The organism is Janthinobacterium sp. OK676 (assembly GCF_900103595.1).
Lineage (GTDB): Bacteria > Pseudomonadota > Gammaproteobacteria > Burkholderiales > Burkholderiaceae_D > Janthinobacterium.
On record NZ_FNHA01000016.1, the window covers coordinates 13,281 to 30,560 of the forward strand.

Sequence of the window (17,280 nt, forward strand, 5' to 3'; positions counted from 1 at the left end):
AGGTAAGGTTTTACTGATGGGCTGCCTGCTGGCCAGTCCGGTCTTCGCCGAGACTGTCCCGACGCCAGCCCAGGTGCAGGCCGCCTACCGCAGTTCGGAAGCGCAGTTGCTGGACCGCAGCGGCGCACCGCTGCAATCCTTGCGCGTGGACATGAAAGTGCGGCGTCTGCCGTGGGTGCCGCTGGCCGACATCTCGCCTGCCGTGCAGCAGGCCGTGCTGCTGGCGGAAGACCAGCGCTTCATGCGCCATGGCGGCGTGGATGTGTCCGCGTTGGCCACGGCCGCCTGGGACAACCTGTTTTCCAAGAAAGCCCGGGGCGCGTCGACCATCACCATGCAGCTGGCGGGCCAGCTGGACGTGGACTTGCAGGCGTCGTCGGGAGGACGCAGCCTGCGCCAGAAATGGGACCAGATGCGCGCGGCGCAAGCCATCGAGGACAGCTGGAGCAAGGCGCAGATTTTCGAAGCGTATTTGAATCTCGTGTCGTTCCGCGGCGAGCTGCAAGGCATCGCCTCCGCCTCGTACAGCCTGTTCGGCAAGGCGCCGTCCGGCCTGAACCAGACGGACGCCATCATTCTGGCCAGCCTCGTGCGCGCGCCGAACGCGGCGCCGGCCATCGTGTCGCGCCGCGCCTGCGCGCTGGCGAAAGAGTGGCGCATGGACAGCAGTTGCCAGCTGATCGGCCAGCGCGTGCAGACGGCCCTGCAGCGCAATGCGTTGTATGCGGAACTGGCGCCGGCGCCGCAAGTGGCGCAGCAGTTGTTGAAGCAGCCGGGCGCGCAGGTCGCCAGCACGCTCGATGGTCCCCTGCAGCGTTTCGCGCAAGAAAACCTGCGCCAGCAACTGGCCTCCTTGCGCGAGCGCAATGTCAACGATGGCGCCATCATCGTGCTGGACAACCGCAGCGGCGAGATTCTCTCGTATGTCGGCAATGCGGGCGGCAGCCACGTCGATGGCGTGACGGCCCTGCGCCAGGCCGGTTCCACCCTGAAACCATTTCTGTATGAACTGGCTATCGAGCGCCGGCTGATGACGGCCGCGTCCGTCATGGACGACTCGCCGCTCGACGTCGCCACGGCGTCCGGCATGTATGCGCCGCAAAACTATGACCGCAATTTCAAGGGATACGTCAGCGCCCGCACCAGCCTGGCCAGCTCCCTCAACATTCCCGCCGTGCGCACGGTGCTGCTGACGGGACAGGACGGCTTTTACAACCGTCTCAAGGACGTGGGCCTGTCCAGCCTGACGGAACCGGCCGAATACTATGGCCCGTCGCTGGCGCTGGGCTCGTCTGAAGTGACCTTGCTGGAACTGGCCAACGCCTACCGCGCGCTGGCCAATGGCGGGCTGTACAGCACGGCCAGCCTGCAGCCGGGACAGGCTGGCAAGGATAAACGCCGCGTGATGGAGCCGGGCGCCGCCTTCATCGTGGGCGACATCCTGGCCGACCGTGCCGCGCGCAGCATGACGTTTGGCTTGCGCAATGAGCTGGGGACGAATTTCTGGAGCGCCGTCAAGACGGGCACGAGCAAGGACATGCGCGACAACTGGTGCATGGGCTATTCGGCGCGCTACACGGTGGGCGTGTGGGTGGGCAACTTTGACGGCAAGCCCATGTGGGACGTGTCGGGCGTGACGGGCGCCGCGCCCGTGTGGCGCGACGTGATGGATTACCTGCACAAGAACGTTCCCAGCCATGCCCCGAAAGCCCCGCCAGGCGTACTGCAGCAGATGGTGGCCTACCAGCCCGCGCTGGAAGCGCCGCGCCGCGAATGGTTTATTGCCGGCACGGAAAGCCCCGTCATCGCCGTGCTGGGCGACACGGTGAAGCCGCCCGCCATCGTGTATCCGGCCGAGGACAGCATCCTCGCCATCGACCCCGACATCCCGCCCGCCCTGCAGCGCGTGTTCTTCCAGGCGCAAGGCAGCCACGGCTTGCGCTGGGTGCTCGACGGCAAGGACCTGGGCGGCGCGGCGGAAAGCATCAGCTGGCGCCCCGTGCCGGGCAAGCACGCGCTGGCCCTCGTCGATGATGCTGGAAAAACTGTGGCCAAGGTGGCGTTCCAGGTGCGGGGGAATGCGCTGGCGCAGCTTGCCGCACACGATAAATAATCAGTTCGATGGATAATTCGCCGGGTCGATGGCCGGCGTGACGTAGTGCCGCAATACATCGCCGCCGTGCGGATGTTTTTGCGTGCGGCGTTTTTCTTCCGACGGCGGGCTGACCAGGACGATGGTCGCTTCCTCGTTGTTGCGCAAGTTCACCACGGCGCTGACCCCGCCATCGCGGTAGCTGCCCATCACGCCGATGGCCATCTGCACGAACAGGGTGGCCGCGCCCGTATTGCCCAGGCGCTGGTCGGTATCGATCCATTGCGCCGTGTTGCCGCTGTCGAGTTCCGTGCCGCCATCTTCCGCATGTTTCAGCACGGTCTTGTGCAATGCAAGCAGCTGCGCCTGATTGCCGCCGGTGGCAGCGATCAGGCGCGTCGGCGCGGCGGGACGCTCGGTTTCCGGCAAGCTGCGCAAGGCTTCTTGCCAGCCTGCCTGCAACGCTTGCTCGCGCTGGTCGCGTCGCGTGAGCGGCTTGCCGTGTTCATCCTTCATCCTGACAAACGTGGGCCTGTGGATGAAGCCGAAGGTGGGCAGGCGGTCCAGCTGCGCCAGCTGCTCCTTGTTGAACGGCAGGGGAAACCAGGGCGTGGGTTGCCAGTCTTTTGGTGGGTGATACGTTTTGTGCTTGAGTCTGTCGACCATGCTGAAAGTGCCGGTGTCACGGATGTCGGGGCGCTGCGCGAATTGCGCGGCCACGGGGAGCCATTCGGCGATGCTGGGCTGGCGCCGGGTGATGGCTGTCGGATCGGTTTCCAGGTGTGCCTGCGGCACTGTTCCCATCAACTCATAGTACGCCAGATACAGCCGCCGGGCTACACCGTAGGTATTCAAATCATCGACGCTGTCTTCTGGCGGGGCGTCCTCGTAAGCGAACTTTCGCACGGCGTCGATGCGTTCACGACGCGCCAGCACGAAGAGGGCGGAGGCGTCGGGCATTTCGGGGATGTAGTAGCCGTCTTTGAGCAATTCGGGAGTGTTGGGACTGCGATTGATATCGCGCGATTCCATGCCATCATGCGAATTCAAGATGATGTATGGTACGTCAGGATGGGCGTCAAAAAATGCGAAAACATTTTCTAGAATATGCTCTGGGTGTTCTTCGAAGCGTCGTGGTCCCGCCACAAATAGGTGCCAGTGCATGCCGGAAGAGGCGGTGCTGCCTGCCAGACCCATAATGGGCGAGTGTGGTGTATCTTGCAGCGCAGGATCTGCAATGGGGCCTTCGGCGTTAAATATGGGTACGGCAAAATACATTGGCGTATTCAGCGCGCCATTTTCGAGTGAGTCGCCTGCACGCCCCCCACTGGTGCCTGCTTTGTCCAGGCTGCTCCATGGATATTTCTTCTTATCTTGTTCGCGGATGCTGGTATAAGCGTTTCCAGTTTGTAGGGCTTCCCAAAGCTTGCCCTGGCGATACCTGTCCAAGGTGACGCCGAGGCCGATGACTTCCAGTACATACTCGCGTTTCTCTTGCTCGGTGGGTGTCGCCAGTTGCACTTGTGGTTTTGCGACGGCCACAGGCTTGGACGAATGCAGCCAGCGAGAACCGAGCAATGTGGCAGCTACAACGGGTGGGATGAGCAATAGCCATTGCAGGTACCACCATATTTTGCTGCTCATTGTGGGCTCCAATAAGAAAGGTGATGGATTGATCAGCAAAGACCCAAGCACTGTCAGGACGATGAGGGCTGCACCGAGTGGATATCGCAACCGTGGAAATTTGCTTTTCATTTTGGGATATCGTCGCTTGGCTTGTGGACGACTGGCGTGATGACCGATTCGGTGCGCCTGCCGTTGACTATTTCACATACAACGGTGGAAGGCAGGCCCGCATGTAAGGCAGGAATGCAAGCGGGAAGCTCCCCTGAACTGTAATAGCGCGCATTACCTACGATGATCGCTTTACGTGCCGCCGGTTCGACAGACAAGTAGACTGCGAAATTTTTTGCAAAGGTATCCCATTTCAATATGGATGGGCGCGGTATTTTGTCATCTGTTTTCAACCGCCAATCCGCCACCGCACACAAATACTGGTAAAACTTCGGATCGCTGCTCGCCTTGCCCCCGCCGATGGCCACGTCATACGCCGTCACGTTGCGATGATTCTCTGCGTTGCCGATGATGGCCCCGTGGAAGGATTTGGGGCTGACCTCGTTCTGCCAGCGCTTGCGAGCCTCGTTCGGGGTTTCTTCGCGGTTCACAAGCAGCTTGTCGCCGCCACCCGGATGGCGCGAGACGCGGTCGATTTTGCATTGGTCGCCCGCTTCCTTGCCCAGGTTCAAGGCCTTTTCCACCTGATCGCGCTCGCCAGCGCCGAACATGCCGGCGCCGTATTCGGGGATGCGGTGCTTTAGCGGCCGCGGGTCGGCGATGATTTCCTGTTTGCGCATCCGCAAACCTTTCTTGCTGGTCACTGCGATGGCCGCGTCGATCGGATCGACTTCCTCGCACGGTCCCTGCTGGCTGCGCGGCAGCTTGGCCTGGTCGGAATCCTTGGGGAATTGCGCCGGGCGGATCTCGCCGCCGTCCAGCACGGCTTTCATGGGCACGCGCAGCGCTTCGCCATTGATCGTGCGCAAGCCTTCGCGGCGACTCGCTTCCGTGGAAAAGATATTCCATTTGCCGGGTTTGACGGGCGGCCATGGCACCTCGTCATGGTTGCCACGGTGGCCCCGGTTGGCGCCGGCTACGTGGGCATGGTCGTCCTCGCCTTCCAGCCTCAGTGCGAAGTCGTGCGGCGGCTGGCCCACCAGCACAGGCCCATTGTTTTTGCCAGCGGCGTCAAGGCGTTGCTTGTTGGTAAAGACGCGCTGGTAAAATCCCTTACCCAGTTCCGCCAGCGGCTGTCGGTGCTGGGATTCCTTGTCCCAGTAGGTGGGGCCATCACCCCAGATGCTTTTGTCCGTCTTGCCCTTGGTTTTGGACAGGCCATGACCGTCGATGTGGTCGGGTATGCCCTGCCAGCCGATGCCTTGCATATTATCCAGTGCCACCGTCATGTCTTCAGGACAAAAGTACAGGTAGACCTTGCCCCGGTTGTCGCGGTCCGCTTCCGCGCGCCATGCCGCGCCCGCCATGCCATGGCAGACGGTGTGATCCTGGATGTGCGCAAAGGCGGGTGTGGCGTGCTTTTTTGCCACTACGCCCTGGACGATCTGCGCCAGGGTTTGCAGGCGCGCATGCAGGGTCTGGCGGTTGTCGATGGCGTCGTACTGGCTTTCCATTGCCGCATCCCTGCCGCCGCCAAAGATGCGGCTCGATTCCGCCGCGCCGAAAAACATGGTCGTGTCTTCCACCAGGCTGTAGGGCGGATGCGTGAGGATCAGGGTGTCGGCAGGCCGCTTGCCTTCGTCGAGCAGAAAGGCTTGGGCCAGCAGCGAGATCAGGCATCCCTGGCTGTGCGCGACGATGGAGACCACATCGTTGCTGTCGTAATCGCGGATCATGGCGATGAGGGCCGCCAGGCGCTTGGCGGCCAGCACCATGTACATGCGCCCCGGCGCCGTCTTCAAAGGGCGCACGGGGTCGCCGCCCACATCGTAGGGTGAAAACAGTCCCTTGTTCCACATGTCGGGCAGGGTGTTGGTGGCGTTGCCGAACGGGCCGCCATTCTTCGACATGTCCTTGTCCAGGCGGTTGCCGTAGCGGTCCGTGTTCTGTCCGTTGACCACTTTGCAGGCGTTGCCTTGTTCGCGAAAGCCCCAGTAAAAGGGGATCACGGGGCTGTACGTCGCGTCATCAGGCTGGCGCTTGAAAAAGATGGCGTCCGGATCGGCTATGGTTTCATGCTTGTCGGACTCCTGCGGCAGGCGGTAGGCGGCCGGGGTGAACACATGGCCGCCTCCGTACATGCGCGCATCAAGGCCTTGGCACAGCCCTTTTTCCACGGCACTGAAACTGGTGCCGACGTCGTTCACGCCATGGATGACGATGACGTTGCCGGGCAGTTCAGGCCGGATGCGCACGATGGCGTCGTTGAGGCGGCCGCAATGGAGCAGGGCGGTACTCTTGCCGCTGGTGTAGGGAAGTTTGGGATACGCCATCGCCGCTCCATGCTGACCAGACAGTTCAGTGTAGAGGAGTGGGACGGCAGATTAATTGCGTTTACGCAAGCATTGCGGAGAGAAGGCCGTCTTATGGCGCGCTGATAATGTTCGTCAGCGCAATCCGATACGCGGGCTGCACCTCGCCATTCTTGTCCAGCTTGTCCGTCATGATCACGCCGAAACCCTGCGCTTACCATACGTATTCGCCGCTTTTTCCTTTGCTTTTTCCGCCCACGTCGCGCAGTTCGAACTTGCAGGCGTCGGGGAAGCGGCGGCCGCCCAGCTCCAGGCGTTCCCAGCCGAGGAAGGTGATGGAGAAGTTGCGCTCGTCCGTGCGCGTGGAGGTGGTGATCTTGTCGGACTGGCCCGCCAGCGGGTAGTGGGTGCTCGTTTGCGTGTCCGAAAATTGCACGCGCACTTCCTGGCCGGGGCGCATGTTGGCGGGGATGGCGGACTGCGGCGTGTAGACGTTCTTGCTGCGCACGGTGCCGTCTTCATTGTAGTGGACGTTGCCCGTCAGGAATACCTGGCCATCGCGGATGTCCTGGTAGGACGTGGCCAGCAGCACGCCGCCGTTGAGGATCAGCTGCGTGCCCTTCTGTTTCTTGCCTTCAAAGTTTTCCTCGACATTGACTTGCGCATCGCCATTGTTCTTGCTGAACTTGATGCCCGTCGTCAATTCCATGCACTCGCCCACCGTGGGCGCCGCCCGTACGCTCGCGGCCGCCAAAACGCCTGCTGCCATCATCCCGAACCATGCTGCTTTCATTGTCTTCCTGGCTATCTTGTAAAGGCGCGATGATAGCGTGCCTGGAAGCAAGGTGGCGCAGTGCTGAACTTATTTGGTGGGGGCGACGGGGATGCTGGGGACCGCTGGCGTCGACGCTGGCGGCTCGGTAGGCGCGCCGCTGTGTGGCTTGTTCCCGTGATTGGCCGTCGGTTTTCCGCGCCGAGTGCGTTTGTCCGTGCGGGTCTTGGCGGGCTTGGCGTCGTGGACCAGCTTGCCTTTGTTGTCGAGCTTGTCGGAGGCATCCGATTGCTGGCCCGGATCGTTGGCATTGTTGGTGTGGTTGCCCGTCTGGTTGACGTTCGTCGTCGACTGGGCTTGCACCCAGGCGCCGCCGATGGTCATCAGGATGGCTGCCAGCAAGAGAGCGGGAGTTTTCATGGTGCGTGTCCTGTGTCAAAGTTGGGAGTTGCTGTCGAGGCTAGATTGTCACATGCGTGTCGCCGTTTCCAAGTAGGAATATGCCGCATGCGCGTGTGAGCATATTGCCAGTGTTTAAGCCTGTTGACCCGCACGCAAGCGCAGGCGCCGCGCGCTCAAGCCATCGCGCACGCACCATGCCAGCGAGATGGCACCCATGGCGGCCAGCCACTGGCCAGCTGCGCTGGGCGGCAGGGCTTGCATGGCGGTCGGCAGGGCAAGCCAGCCGGGCAGCGCTTGCAACAGCAAGGTGGCGATCACGCCCAGGTTAATGAACAGCAGGACGTGCAAGATGCGTTCTGGCACGGGCAAGCGGCGCGTGTCGCCTTCGACCACGGTGTCGCGCAGCGAGACCAGTATCTCCGCCAGCAGCAATGCCACGGGCCACCAGGCCAGCCAGCCATGCCAGCTGAACAGGCCCAGCGAGGGAAACAGCAGGCCGAAGATGGCTTCGCGCGCGCTGTGCAGGCGCTGCTCGGCGGCCGCGCCCGGACGCGACGGCAGCCGCACGAGCAGCTCGTGGTTGAGGATGACGTCGGCCCCGCCCAGCAGGCCGTGCAACAGCAGCGCGACCTGCAGCGCCGTCATGGCCGTCCCGTGCCGCGTTGGCGGCGCTTAGCGGCCGGGCTGGCGCGGCGGCACCACGCCCGTGTTGCCCGTGGTGCCGGAATTGCCGCTGTTGCCGCTGTTGCCGGTGTTGCCCGACGTGCCAGAGGTGCCGCTATTGCCGGAAGTCCCCGACGTGCCTGTGCCGCCCGTGTTGCCGTTCATGTTCTGCGTGCCGCTGCGCGCGGCGTTGCCTGCGGACTGGCCGGCGCTGCCCGGGGCGCCGCCGCCCGAGTTGCTGCCGCTGGTCGATTGTCCCGTGTCGTGGCTGCGCGATTTGTCCGATTTCTTGTGCTGTTTCTTGCCATGTTTGCGCGTCGTCGTCGTGTCGTCTTGCGATGTATTTTGCTGGGCGGACGTACCGGTGTTGCCAGTGCTGCCCGTGGTATTGCCGGTGCCCGTCGATTGCGCCTGTGCCAGGGCGCTTGCACTACCGAACAGCAGGATGGCCAGCATCAATGCGGATGGTTTCATGGGAACTCCTTCTCGTGGCAGGAAATGGAGTCACGATTCTGGCACGCGCGGGCAGGGCGGCAAGTAGGAGCGCGCCGCCTGCTGCTGTGGGGGCATGGCTGGTCGCGGCGCAGGCGTCAGCGGAACTGCTCGGTTGAAATGTCGAAACGCTTGAGCTTGTCGTACAGGGTTTTCTTTGGAATATTCAAGCTGGCGGCCGCGTCGACGACGTTGCCATTGTGGCGGCGCAAGGCTTCCTCGATGATGGAAATTTCGAACGTGTCCACCTGCTCGGCCAGCGACGCTTCGCGGCAGCCGGCCGGGCTCAGCGTGTCGTCGAGCAGACCCAGCACGAAGCGGTCGGCCACGTTGTGCAGCTCGCGCACATTGCCGGCCCAGCGCTGCGCCATCAGGGACGCGACCAGTTCGCCGCTGACGAGGGCGGCCGGCTGGCCATAGCGCAGCGCCGCCTGCAGCACGAAGAACTCGAACAGCAGCGGGATATCCTCGCGCCGGTTGCGCAGGGCGGGCAGGGTCAGGCTGGCCACGTTCAGGCGGTAATACAGGTCGGGCCGGAACTTGCCCTGTTCGGCCAGCACATTCAAATCTTCCTTGGCGGCGGCGATCACGCGGAAATTGACGGAAATGAGTTTGTTCGAACCGAGCCGTTCCACCTGCCGCTCCTGCAGCACGCGCAGCAGTTTCACTTGCAGGGCCAGCGGCATGCTTTCGATTTCATCGAGGAACAGGGTGCCGCCGTTCGCGTACTCGATCTTGCCGATGCGCTGGCGCTGCGCGCCCGTAAACGCGCCTTCCTCGTGGCCGAACAGTTCCGATTCGAAGATCGACTCGGGCAGGGCGCCGCAGTTGATGGCCACGAAAGGATGGTCGCGCCGCTCGCTGAAGTCGTGCAGGCAGCGGGCGATCAGTTCCTTGCCCGTCCCCGTTTCGCCGAGGATGATGATGTCGGCCGATTTCGGCGCCAGGTTCAGCACCAGCTGGCGCACCTTGGCCATGGCCGCGCTGCGACCGACGATGCGCGCCTCGATGCCGACGCGCTGCTCGAGCTGGCGGCGCAAGTTCATGTTTTCCAGCACCAGGTGGCGCTTGTCGAGTGCGCGGCGGCACACTTCCACCAGCAAGTCGGCGGAAAACGGTTTTTCGATGAAATCGTAGGCGCCACGGCGCATGGCGCCCACGGCCATCGACACGTCGCCGTGGCCCGTGACGAGGATGACGGGCAGGCTGGCATCCTGCGCCACGGCGATATCGAGCAGTTTCAAGCCATCCATGCCCGGCAGCTTGATGTCGCTCAATAAAATGCCCGCAAATTCGGGCACCAGATAGGGCAGCGCTTCCTCGGCCGTGGCGACGGCCGTCACTTGCAAGCCCGCCAGTTCCAGCGATTGCCGGGCGCCCTTGCGCACGACGGCGTCGTCTTCCACCAGCAGCACTTGCATGCCTTCAAAATTATTCTCGTGCATCAGATGTTTCCTTGTCTCTCTCCCCCGGGTCGCAGCTCAGGGTGATGGTAAATTGCGCACCGCCCCCTTCCTGCGCGCTGCGGTTGCGCACGGCCAGGGCGCTGCCGGCTGCGCGCAGTATGCCAGCGCTGATCGACAAACCCAAGCCCAGCCCGTGTTCCTTGGTGGTGTAGAAGGGGTCGAAAATCTTGTCGAGCGAGGCCAGCGGGATGCCGGGGCCATTATCGGTGATATGCAGCACGGCAAGGTCGTTTTCGCGGCGCACCTGGAACCAGATTTGCACGGGCTCGCTTTCCGGCACGGCATCCATGGCGTTCGTGATCAGGTTGGTAAACACCTGTTCCAGGCCGATGGCGTTGCACAGCACGATGATGTCATCCTCCAGCCAGCTTTCATGCAGGGTCAAACGCTGCGAGTTCTTGCGCGTGCGGATTTGCAGCATGGTTTGCGCGAACGCCTGGCGCACGCTGACGGGCTTGCGGGCATCGTCGCTGCGCCGGGCAAAGCCTTTCAGTTGCGACGTCACATAGCCGAGACGCTTGACGAGGTCGGATATGGTCGACAGGTTGTCGAGCGCGTCGTCGATCTGACCGCGCGCCAGGAACACCTTGGCATTGTCGGAAAACGTTTGCAGGGCGGCCAGCGGCTGGTTCAGCTCGTGCGTGACGCCGGCCGCCATCTGGCCGATGGCCGCCAGCTTGCCGCTTTGCACCAGTTCGGCCTGCGCATAGCGCAAGGTTTGCTCGGCCCGCTCGCGTTCCGTCACCTCGGCCTGCAGGCGGCCATTCGCATGGACGAGGTCGGCCGTGCGCTGCTCGACCTTGATTTCCAGCTGTTCATACGCGCGCGCCAGGGTTTGTTGCGCATTGAGCTTGTCGGCGATGCGGCGCCGGCGCTGGCGCGCATACATCAGGGCCAGCAGCAGCGAGGCCCAGCCCAGCGCGGCGGCGATGGCCGCGTTGCGCGCCGCCTCACTCACCTGGTCGAGCTCGGCCAGCACGGTGATCTGCCATTGCAACGGGCCCAAGGCGCGGTTCACTGCCAGATAGTCGGCGCTGCCGGACAGGGCGGGGGTGTCGCCAGCCTGCGGACGTTCCAGTGTCATCACGCTGGCGCCGTCGGCGAACTGGCGGCTGACGCGGTGCGGCAGGATGGGGAGATTTTCCTGCAGGAACTGGCGCTGTTCGCTGATGTCCTTCTTGGCGTCCGCCGACAGCGGGGCGAGCGTCTTGAACTTGAAGGCGGGTGTGGTGGCCAGGATGATCACGCCATTCGCATCCTTGACCCAGATCTGTTCGCCCGCGCCGGGCGTGCGCCACGATTGCTCGATCCAGTCCAGGTTGACCTTGGCGGCGACGATGCCGATGATGCGCCCGTCGCGCTGCACGGGCTGCGAAATGAAATAGCCGGCCTCGAAGGTGGAAAAACCGATGCCGTAGAAGCGGCCGATGCCGCCCGCGATGGCGTTCTTGAAATACGGACGGAAGCCGTAGTTGACGCCCACGTACGAGCTGCGGTCTTGCCAGTTGCTCGACGCCAGGGTCGTGCCCTTGTCGTCGAGCACGTAGACGGCAAAGGCGCCCGCGCGGCGGTTCATGTCGACCAGGTAGGCGTTGATCTGCGTGACCTTGTCGGCGCTGGGCTGTTCCAGCAATTGCGCCACCGCATCGCTCTGGGCCACGGCCAGGGGCAGGAATTCGTACTTGTTGAGTGCGCCGCCGATGGACGCCGCATACAGTTCCGCGCGCGAATCGAGGGTGCGGTGCAATTCATCGAGCTGGCGCTGCCGCACCCAGGCATACGACGCCCACGCCAGCACGACCAGCGACCCCACGGCCAGCAGGGGGGCGAGTAGCTGTCTCAGGGGCCATTTGCCGGCTGCCATGGTGCTCCGTGTGTCGGGTGAAATACGACGGTATTGTAAGGCTGAAACCCGCAAGTCGAAGACTGGGGTCGGACCTTAAGGTCCGACCCCGGCACTTGCTTTCGGGTTAGCTTGCACGACGATTAATCAGCGGTACTTGCCATCGTCTCCGCATTGTGATGACGCTGCTGCTCTTCCATCACCATCTCGCCCAGCATGCGCTTCAAGCGGTTGAACTCGGGGTCGCTCGGGTCGCGCGGGCGGGGCAGGTCGATGGCCACGTCGCGCTTGATGGTGCCGGGACGGTAGGTCATGACGATAGTGCGGTCGGCCAGGTAGATCGATTCCTCGATCGAGTGCGTGACGAACACGATGGTGGTGCCGAAGACTTTCCAGATTTTCAGCAATTCATCTTGCAGGTTGCGTCGCGTCAAGGCGTCCAGCGCGCCGAACGGTTCATCCATCAGCATGATGGGCGAATCGAGAGCCAGCACGCGGGCGATGGCCACGCGCTGGCGCATGCCGCCCGACAAGTCTTTCGGGTAGCGGGCACGGAATTCCGTCAAGCCCAGCATGCTCAGCAGCATGTCGACCCGTTCGCGGATCTCGGCCGGCGTCTTGCCGGCGATTTCCAGGCCGAAAGCGATATTGGCTTCGATGCTCATCCACGGGAACAGCGCGTATTCCTGGAACACCATGCCGCGGTCGGGACCGGGTTCTGTGATCAGCTTGCCGCCGGCCAAGATCTGGCCCGACGTCGGCTGCGAGAAGCCGGCGATGGCGTTCAACAGGGTCGACTTGCCGCAGCCGGACGGTCCCAGCAGGCAGATGAACTCGCCGCTGGCGATTTCCAGGTTGATGTCCTTCAGGGCGATGACGTCCGCGCCGCCCGTGGTGAAGATTTTATTGACTGCATTGATATTGATCGTGGTCATGGCCGTTCCTCTCAGTGTTCCAGGCCGCGGTGCCACTGCAGCAAATGATTATTCAGGGCATTCATGGCGATATCGATGGCCAGGCCGAACAGGCCGATGGTGAACATGCCGGCGATAATCTTGTCGGACCAGAAGTACTCGCGCGCTTCCAGGATGCGGAAGCCGAGGCCGCTGTTGACGGCGATCATTTCCGCCACGATCACGACGATGAAGGCCGTGCCCATGCCGATGCGCGCGCCGGCCAAAATATACGGCGTGGCGGCCGGCAGGATGACGCGGCGGAACATCGTCATCTGGCTAGCGCCCAGGTTGCGCGCGGCGCGGATATAGATGCCGTCGACCTGGCGCACGCCGGCGATGGTATTCATCAGCACGGGGAAGAAGGAACCGATGCTGATCAGGAAGAACGCAGGTGGATTGCCCAGGCCGAACCACAAGATCGCCAGCGGAATGTAGGCGATGGGCGGAATCGGGCGCAGCACCTGCACCAGCGGGTCGAACAGTTTGTAGATGGTCTTGTTGGTGCCCATCAGCAAACCCAGCGGCAAGGCCAGGCCGGCGCCGATGGCAAAGCCGCCCAGCACGCGCGACAGGCTGGCCCAGGCGTCGTGCGGCAATTCGCCCGAGAACATCCACACCAGGTAATTGCCCGCTTCGGGCGTGTACGCTTGCAGCGGCATCAGGTATTCATACCACTTCACCACCACGGCCACGGGCGAGGGCAGGATTTGCGGATTGATCCAGCCGAAGGTCGACATGGCTTGCCACAGCAACAGCACGGCGACGGGCACGGCGGCACCGTGCGCGAAGCGTTTCATCATTTGCATATTCATCGTGAGACTTTCAGATTGGCGTGATTAGCGTGGAGCGTAGGATTTCTTGGCTTTTTCCAGCAGGTCCAGCTTGACCCAATCCTTGGCGACAGGCGGCTTGGCCATGCGGCCCACGCCGAATTTCATCATGTAGTCGGTGGTCAGCTGCACGTGGCTTTGCGTGATGTCTTCCGTGAAGATGGCATTGTCGATGGCGTCGCGGTAATCATCGCTCGTGATCTGGTTCTTGAACATCGATTCGCGCACGTATTTTTCCGCCAGTTTCGGGTCGGCCAGGAAGGCGCGGGTGGCGGCGACGAAGCAATCCATGAAGCGCTGGGCCACGGCCGGCTTTTCCTTGTACATCTTTTCCGTCATCACGAGCGCGCGCACGGGCTCGCCCAGCGGGGTGTCGTAAGGCTTGAGGATGGCCGAACCGTATTTCTTGTGGATGGCTTGCGTGGAGTACGGCTCGGACTGGCTCATGGCGTCGATATCCTTGGTCAGCAGTGCCTGGTTCAGGTCCGGGTAGCCCATGTACAGGATCTGCACGTCCTTGCCCGGCTTGTCGGACCAGGTCAGGTTCGCCTTCGACAATTCGGCAAACAGCAGGATTTCCTGCGGGCCACCGCGCGTGACGCCGACTTTCTTGCCTTTCAGGTCGGCGATGCCCTTGATGTTCAAGTCCGGGCGGCCGACGATCTGCACGCCGCCCTTGGCGAAGCCGCCCACCAGGTAGACGGGCAAGCCCGTGGCGCGGCCCGTGATGGCCGCTTCCAGCGCGCTGGCCGACACGTCGATTTCGCCGGCGATCATGGCCGGCACGATGTCGAGGCCCTTGGCGAAGATGCGCTCTTCGATTTTCAGGTCGTATTTCGGCGCGATTTCCTTCATGTAGGCGACGGCGCCGTAATGGGCGAATTTCAGGTTGCCCAGACGTACGGTATCGGCCGCATGCACGGCCAGCGGGAATTGCGCGGCCAGCGCGACGGCGATGGCCAGTGCCTTGGTGTTCAGGAAGGACGAGATGCGGAAGGTGCGTGCCATGCTGTTGTCTCCAAAAGGTAGATGGTTTTTATATATGGGTCAGGCTGCCGCTCTGACGGCGGTATGAAAATATAAAAGCATCTTCCGTGCCAGTGGAGCGCATTTTGGCGTTTATTGCAAGTGATTGTTTATAAAGGTTTAATTTGAATCTGTTGAAAATGGGAAATGGTGGAATTCCGTCTTTCCGCACGGCGAGTGGAATGGCTGTGCGGATTGCCGCATTTTGGAGGGGTCTGGTTCGATATCGGCTTGCGGGCTTACATGCCGTTGAACCTTCATGGCATGGCCGACTCCAATCGTAAAAAAACGCGTTGCAAACAGGCTGGCAACGCGTAACTCCCCCGTGGAGTAGGGGCGGCGCCGCGCGGGCGCTTGATGGATAGCTCTGTCTGCCGCGCTTACTTCGGCGTCGTGGCGGGCGGCAGGGCGGGTGCGGTGGCCGGGTCCGTCAGCGGCGCGGGCGGCGTCGTGCTGCCAGGACCCGCTTCCGGCGTGGCTGGCGCGACGGGAGGCGGCATCACTTGTGGCGCGGAACTGGGATTGGGTGCCGTTTCCGGCAGCGGTGCTTCGGCCGGTTTTTTGCAGGCGGACAAGGTGATCAGGGCGGCGGCGGCCAGCAGACTAGGCATGTTCATGATGGTTCCTTTGCAAAGTATCAAGATTGGCGCGATGCGGGCGGCGGGCGCCGCCCAAGAGGCTTGAATTTATTGCAAGAGTGCCCACGCTTCTGTTCGCTATTTCACTTTGTGTGCAAATGCGAGTACGGAGTTTGGAGATGTCATTTTTGAATGCCACGAGAGAAATAATTCAGTAGGGCAATATTTTTCACTTTCTTGCTTCTAATGTTCGTTAACGCACAGACCGCAGCCGCCGACACAGGCATTCTGTGCCCAGACGCTCAGGATTCGTGGCGTTCTGGTATAAAAATTGCCAAGAACTTAACAATCCGGGCTACCGGCAATCGTTTAAAAGGAGTATTCAAATGCATGCAATGACTCAGTCTCACGTGAAGAGCGAATTAAAGGCAGCGCACCAGGAACTTCGTAGCCCCGAAAAAGGCTCGCAAATGGTCGAACGCGCAGCACCCATCCCCCCGGAACGCATGAATCCCATTTCCATGGCACCGATCGAGCGCGTGCGTTCGACGTCGGCCACCCTGCGCCGCATCGAGAACATGCAAAAGCTGATCGGCGAATTGTCGCTGCACGAGATGCTGGCCGATGAAATCGCCTGGTTCCTCAAGTTTTCGCCATCGGGCGCCCGCAAATACATCCGCGACCTGCGCGAGGCGGGCGTGATCGAACTGGCACGCTACATCGAAGGTACCGCCACCTACCTGGGCAAGGCAGTGTACCAGCTGACCCCTGACCCTGAGCGCGTGCGCGCCTTCCTGGCCGCCATCGTCCAGCCGAAACGCGAAGGCGCGCCACCGCGCAAGGACCGCCCAGGCCTGCGCGAGCAAAGCATGGCAGGCAGCGGCCGTCACTTCCACATCCTGGCCGATGACACGCATTACGCCATCCGCGTCAACCGCGGTCCCGTGACGCGCGATCCGCTGGTGGCAGCCTTGTTCGGTGCGCCGCAGCAAAAGTCGGCCGAGTAATAGCTGACGGTTTTGTCAGGCGTTGTGACGTTGTAATGAAAGCCGGGTTGCAACCCGGCTTTTGGCGTTGGGGCAGGCCATTTTACGTCGTCTGATTGAAAAGACTGCAAGCATCCCCATGTGGGCTGGACTGCTGCCCGCAACGCGCGGGTTCACTTGAAGGAGCTTGTCCTTGTCTGCCTACGCCGTGTTCTTTTGCCCCATCGCCGCCATAGTCCTGACGCGGGCCGCCGCATGAATCCGCTGCTGTGGATCGCCCTCGTCACGGCCGCCATCGTCTTTTCGCTGTGGTTTCCCCGCTGGCGCCTGAAGCGGGCCCTGTCCAGGCCCTTGCCGGCTGAAGGCCTGGCCGTGCTGGAAAAGAATATTCCCGTCTATCCCCGCATGCCGGCGCCGCTGCAGGAACAATTGCGCCGCCTCGTCGTGCAATTCCTGTATCAGAAGAAATTCGTCGGTTGCGGCGGCCTGGAGATCACGGACGAGATGCGCTATACCATCGCCGGCCAGGCTTGTTTGCTGCTGCTGAACCGCCAGACCCAGGTGTATCCGGAACTCGACACCATCCTCGTGTATCCCACGGAATTCATCGTCACGCGCGATGAAGTGGGGCCGGGCGGCGTGGTCACGCCATCGGCCAATGGTTTGTTGGGCGAATCCTGGGGCGATGGCAGAGTGGTGCTGGCCTGGGACCACGTGCAGCGCGGGGCGGCCGACTGGACCGATGGCCACAATGTCGTGCTGCATGAATTTGCCCACCAGCTCGACAGCGAATCGGGCGCCGCGAATGGCGCACCGTATTTGCCCAGCGTGTCGAGCTACCGCAGCTGGGCCACCGTGCTGTCGCGCGACTTCGACAACCTGCGCCATGACGCCATCTACCAGCAGCACAGCGTGATGGACCATTACGGCGCCACGAATCCCGCCGAATTCTTTGCCGTGGCCACGGAAACCTTCTTTGAAAAACCGTACCAGATGGCCGAGCACCACGAGGAACTGTACGCGCAATTCTTGCAGTACTACAAGGTCGATCCGCGCGACTGGATGGCGCCGCCCTTGGAGCCCGAGCACATGGCCTCGCCGTTTCCCAACTACGCGCCGCACTGGTAG

The 17,280-nt window shown here is 62.3% G+C and carries 15 protein-coding genes; 3 read left to right on the top strand and 12 right to left on the bottom strand.

Annotated features, from left to right (window positions below; genetic code table 11):
• Nucleotides 1-16 precede the first annotated feature (16 nt).
• Nucleotides 17-2,113, top strand: coding sequence for a penicillin-binding protein 1C (pbpC, locus tag BLU39_RS25635; RefSeq protein ID WP_092718619.1), 2,097 nt, complete (start codon nt 17-19; stop codon nt 2,111-2,113).
• On the opposite strand, the gene BLU39_RS25640 is transcribed toward pbpC, so the two are convergent.
• From BLU39_RS25640 to BLU39_RS25695, 12 genes are all read right to left on the bottom strand, one after another.
• Nucleotides 2,114-3,847, bottom strand: coding sequence for a type VI lipase adapter Tla3 domain-containing protein (locus BLU39_RS25640; RefSeq protein WP_092718621.1), 1,734 nt, complete (start codon nt 3,845-3,847; stop codon nt 2,114-2,116). It abuts the gene before it with no gap.
• A complete protein-coding gene (locus BLU39_RS25645; protein WP_092718624.1) occupies nt 3,844-6,159 on the bottom strand; it encodes a T6SS effector phospholipase Tle3 domain-containing protein in 2,316 nt (771 codons plus the stop codon). The genes BLU39_RS25640 and BLU39_RS25645 overlap by 4 nt, the downstream gene beginning before the upstream one ends.
• A 193-nt stretch (nt 6,160-6,352) precedes the next feature.
• Nucleotides 6,353-6,931 (bottom strand): hypothetical protein, encoded by a 579-nt coding sequence (locus BLU39_RS25650; RefSeq protein WP_139178486.1) that lies wholly within the window; start codon nt 6,929-6,931, stop codon nt 6,353-6,355.
• Nucleotides 6,932-7,000: 69 nt separating this feature from the next.
• Nucleotides 7,001-7,330, bottom strand: coding sequence for a hypothetical protein (locus BLU39_RS25655; protein WP_139178488.1), 330 nt, complete (start codon nt 7,328-7,330; stop codon nt 7,001-7,003).
• Nucleotides 7,331-7,444: 114 nt separating this feature from the next.
• Entirely contained in the window at nt 7,445-7,957 is a 513-nt protein-coding gene (locus BLU39_RS25660) for a hypothetical protein (protein ID WP_092718632.1), read from the bottom strand.
• Between the two features lie 27 nt (nt 7,958-7,984).
• Nucleotides 7,985-8,449, bottom strand: a complete 465-nt coding sequence (locus BLU39_RS25665) for a hypothetical protein (RefSeq protein ID WP_139178490.1) — start codon at nt 8,447-8,449, stop codon at nt 7,985-7,987.
• A gap of 116 nt (nt 8,450-8,565) precedes the next feature.
• Nucleotides 8,566-9,912: a sigma-54-dependent transcriptional regulator gene (locus BLU39_RS25670; protein WP_092718638.1), complete on the bottom strand. Its 1,347-nt coding sequence runs from the start codon at nt 9,910-9,912 to the stop codon at nt 8,566-8,568.
• Nucleotides 9,899-11,797 (bottom strand): sensor histidine kinase, encoded by a 1,899-nt coding sequence (locus tag BLU39_RS25675; protein WP_092718641.1) that lies wholly within the window; start codon nt 11,795-11,797, stop codon nt 9,899-9,901. Before BLU39_RS25675 ends, BLU39_RS25670 begins: the two co-directional genes overlap by 14 nt.
• Nucleotides 11,798-11,919: 122 nt before the next feature.
• Nucleotides 11,920-12,711, bottom strand: coding sequence for an ABC transporter ATP-binding protein (locus tag BLU39_RS25680; protein WP_092718644.1), 792 nt, complete (start codon nt 12,709-12,711; stop codon nt 11,920-11,922).
• A gap of 11 nt (nt 12,712-12,722) precedes the next feature.
• Nucleotides 12,723-13,544: an ABC transporter permease gene (locus BLU39_RS25685; RefSeq protein ID WP_092718646.1), complete on the bottom strand. Its 822-nt coding sequence runs from the start codon at nt 13,542-13,544 to the stop codon at nt 12,723-12,725.
• Between the two features lie 24 nt (nt 13,545-13,568).
• Complete coding sequence (locus tag BLU39_RS25690; protein ID WP_092718649.1) at nt 13,569-14,570, bottom strand: ABC transporter substrate-binding protein; 1,002 nt, start codon at nt 14,568-14,570, stop codon at nt 13,569-13,571.
• Between the two features lie 398 nt (nt 14,571-14,968).
• A complete protein-coding gene (locus BLU39_RS25695; protein ID WP_092718652.1) occupies nt 14,969-15,205 on the bottom strand; it encodes a hypothetical protein in 237 nt (78 codons plus the stop codon).
• A 467-nt stretch (nt 15,206-15,672) separates the two neighbouring features.
• Here BLU39_RS25695 and BLU39_RS25700 point away from each other — a divergent pair, with 467 nt between their 5' ends.
• Nucleotides 15,673-16,173, top strand: a complete 501-nt coding sequence (locus BLU39_RS25700; RefSeq protein WP_223278908.1) for a winged helix-turn-helix domain-containing protein — start codon at nt 15,673-15,675, stop codon at nt 16,171-16,173.
• Between the two features lie 234 nt (nt 16,174-16,407).
• Nucleotides 16,408-17,280 carry a M90 family metallopeptidase gene (locus BLU39_RS25705; RefSeq protein WP_092718654.1) on the top strand — a complete coding sequence of 291 codons (873 nt, stop codon included), beginning with the start codon at nt 16,408-16,410 and terminating at the stop codon, nt 17,278-17,280.

Coding starts and splice junctions, on each gene's coding strand:
- BLU39_RS25665 (WP_139178490.1), bottom strand. CDS start 8,449: ATGAAACCATCCGCATTGATGCTGGCCATCCTGCTGTTCGGTAGTGCA.
- BLU39_RS25640 (WP_092718621.1), bottom strand. CDS start 3,847: ATGAAAAGCAAATTTCCACGGTTGCGATATCCACTCGGTGCAGCCCTC.
- BLU39_RS25685 (WP_092718646.1), bottom strand. CDS start 13,544: ATGAATATGCAAATGATGAAACGCTTCGCGCACGGTGCCGCCGTGCCC.
- BLU39_RS25675 (WP_092718641.1), bottom strand. CDS start 11,797: ATGGCAGCCGGCAAATGGCCCCTGAGACAGCTACTCGCCCCCCTGCTG.
- BLU39_RS25650 (WP_139178486.1), bottom strand. CDS start 6,931: ATGAAAGCAGCATGGTTCGGGATGATGGCAGCAGGCGTTTTGGCGGCC.
- BLU39_RS25655 (WP_139178488.1), bottom strand. CDS start 7,330: ATGAAAACTCCCGCTCTCTTGCTGGCAGCCATCCTGATGACCATCGGC.
- pbpC (WP_092718619.1), top strand. CDS start 17: ATGGGCTGCCTGCTGGCCAGTCCGGTCTTCGCCGAGACTGTCCCGACG.
- BLU39_RS25670 (WP_092718638.1), bottom strand. CDS start 9,912: ATGCACGAGAATAATTTTGAAGGCATGCAAGTGCTGCTGGTGGAAGAC.
- BLU39_RS25695 (WP_092718652.1), bottom strand. CDS start 15,205: ATGAACATGCCTAGTCTGCTGGCCGCCGCCGCCCTGATCACCTTGTCC.
- BLU39_RS25690 (WP_092718649.1), bottom strand. CDS start 14,570: ATGGCACGCACCTTCCGCATCTCGTCCTTCCTGAACACCAAGGCACTG.
- BLU39_RS25645 (WP_092718624.1), bottom strand. CDS start 6,159: ATGGCGTATCCCAAACTTCCCTACACCAGCGGCAAGAGTACCGCCCTG.
- BLU39_RS25705 (WP_092718654.1), top strand. CDS start 16,408: ATGAATCCGCTGCTGTGGATCGCCCTCGTCACGGCCGCCATCGTCTTT.
- BLU39_RS25680 (WP_092718644.1), bottom strand. CDS start 12,711: ATGACCACGATCAATATCAATGCAGTCAATAAAATCTTCACCACGGGC.
- BLU39_RS25700 (WP_223278908.1), top strand. CDS start 15,673: ATGAATCCCATTTCCATGGCACCGATCGAGCGCGTGCGTTCGACGTCG.
- BLU39_RS25660 (WP_092718632.1), bottom strand. CDS start 7,957: ATGACGGCGCTGCAGGTCGCGCTGCTGTTGCACGGCCTGCTGGGCGGG.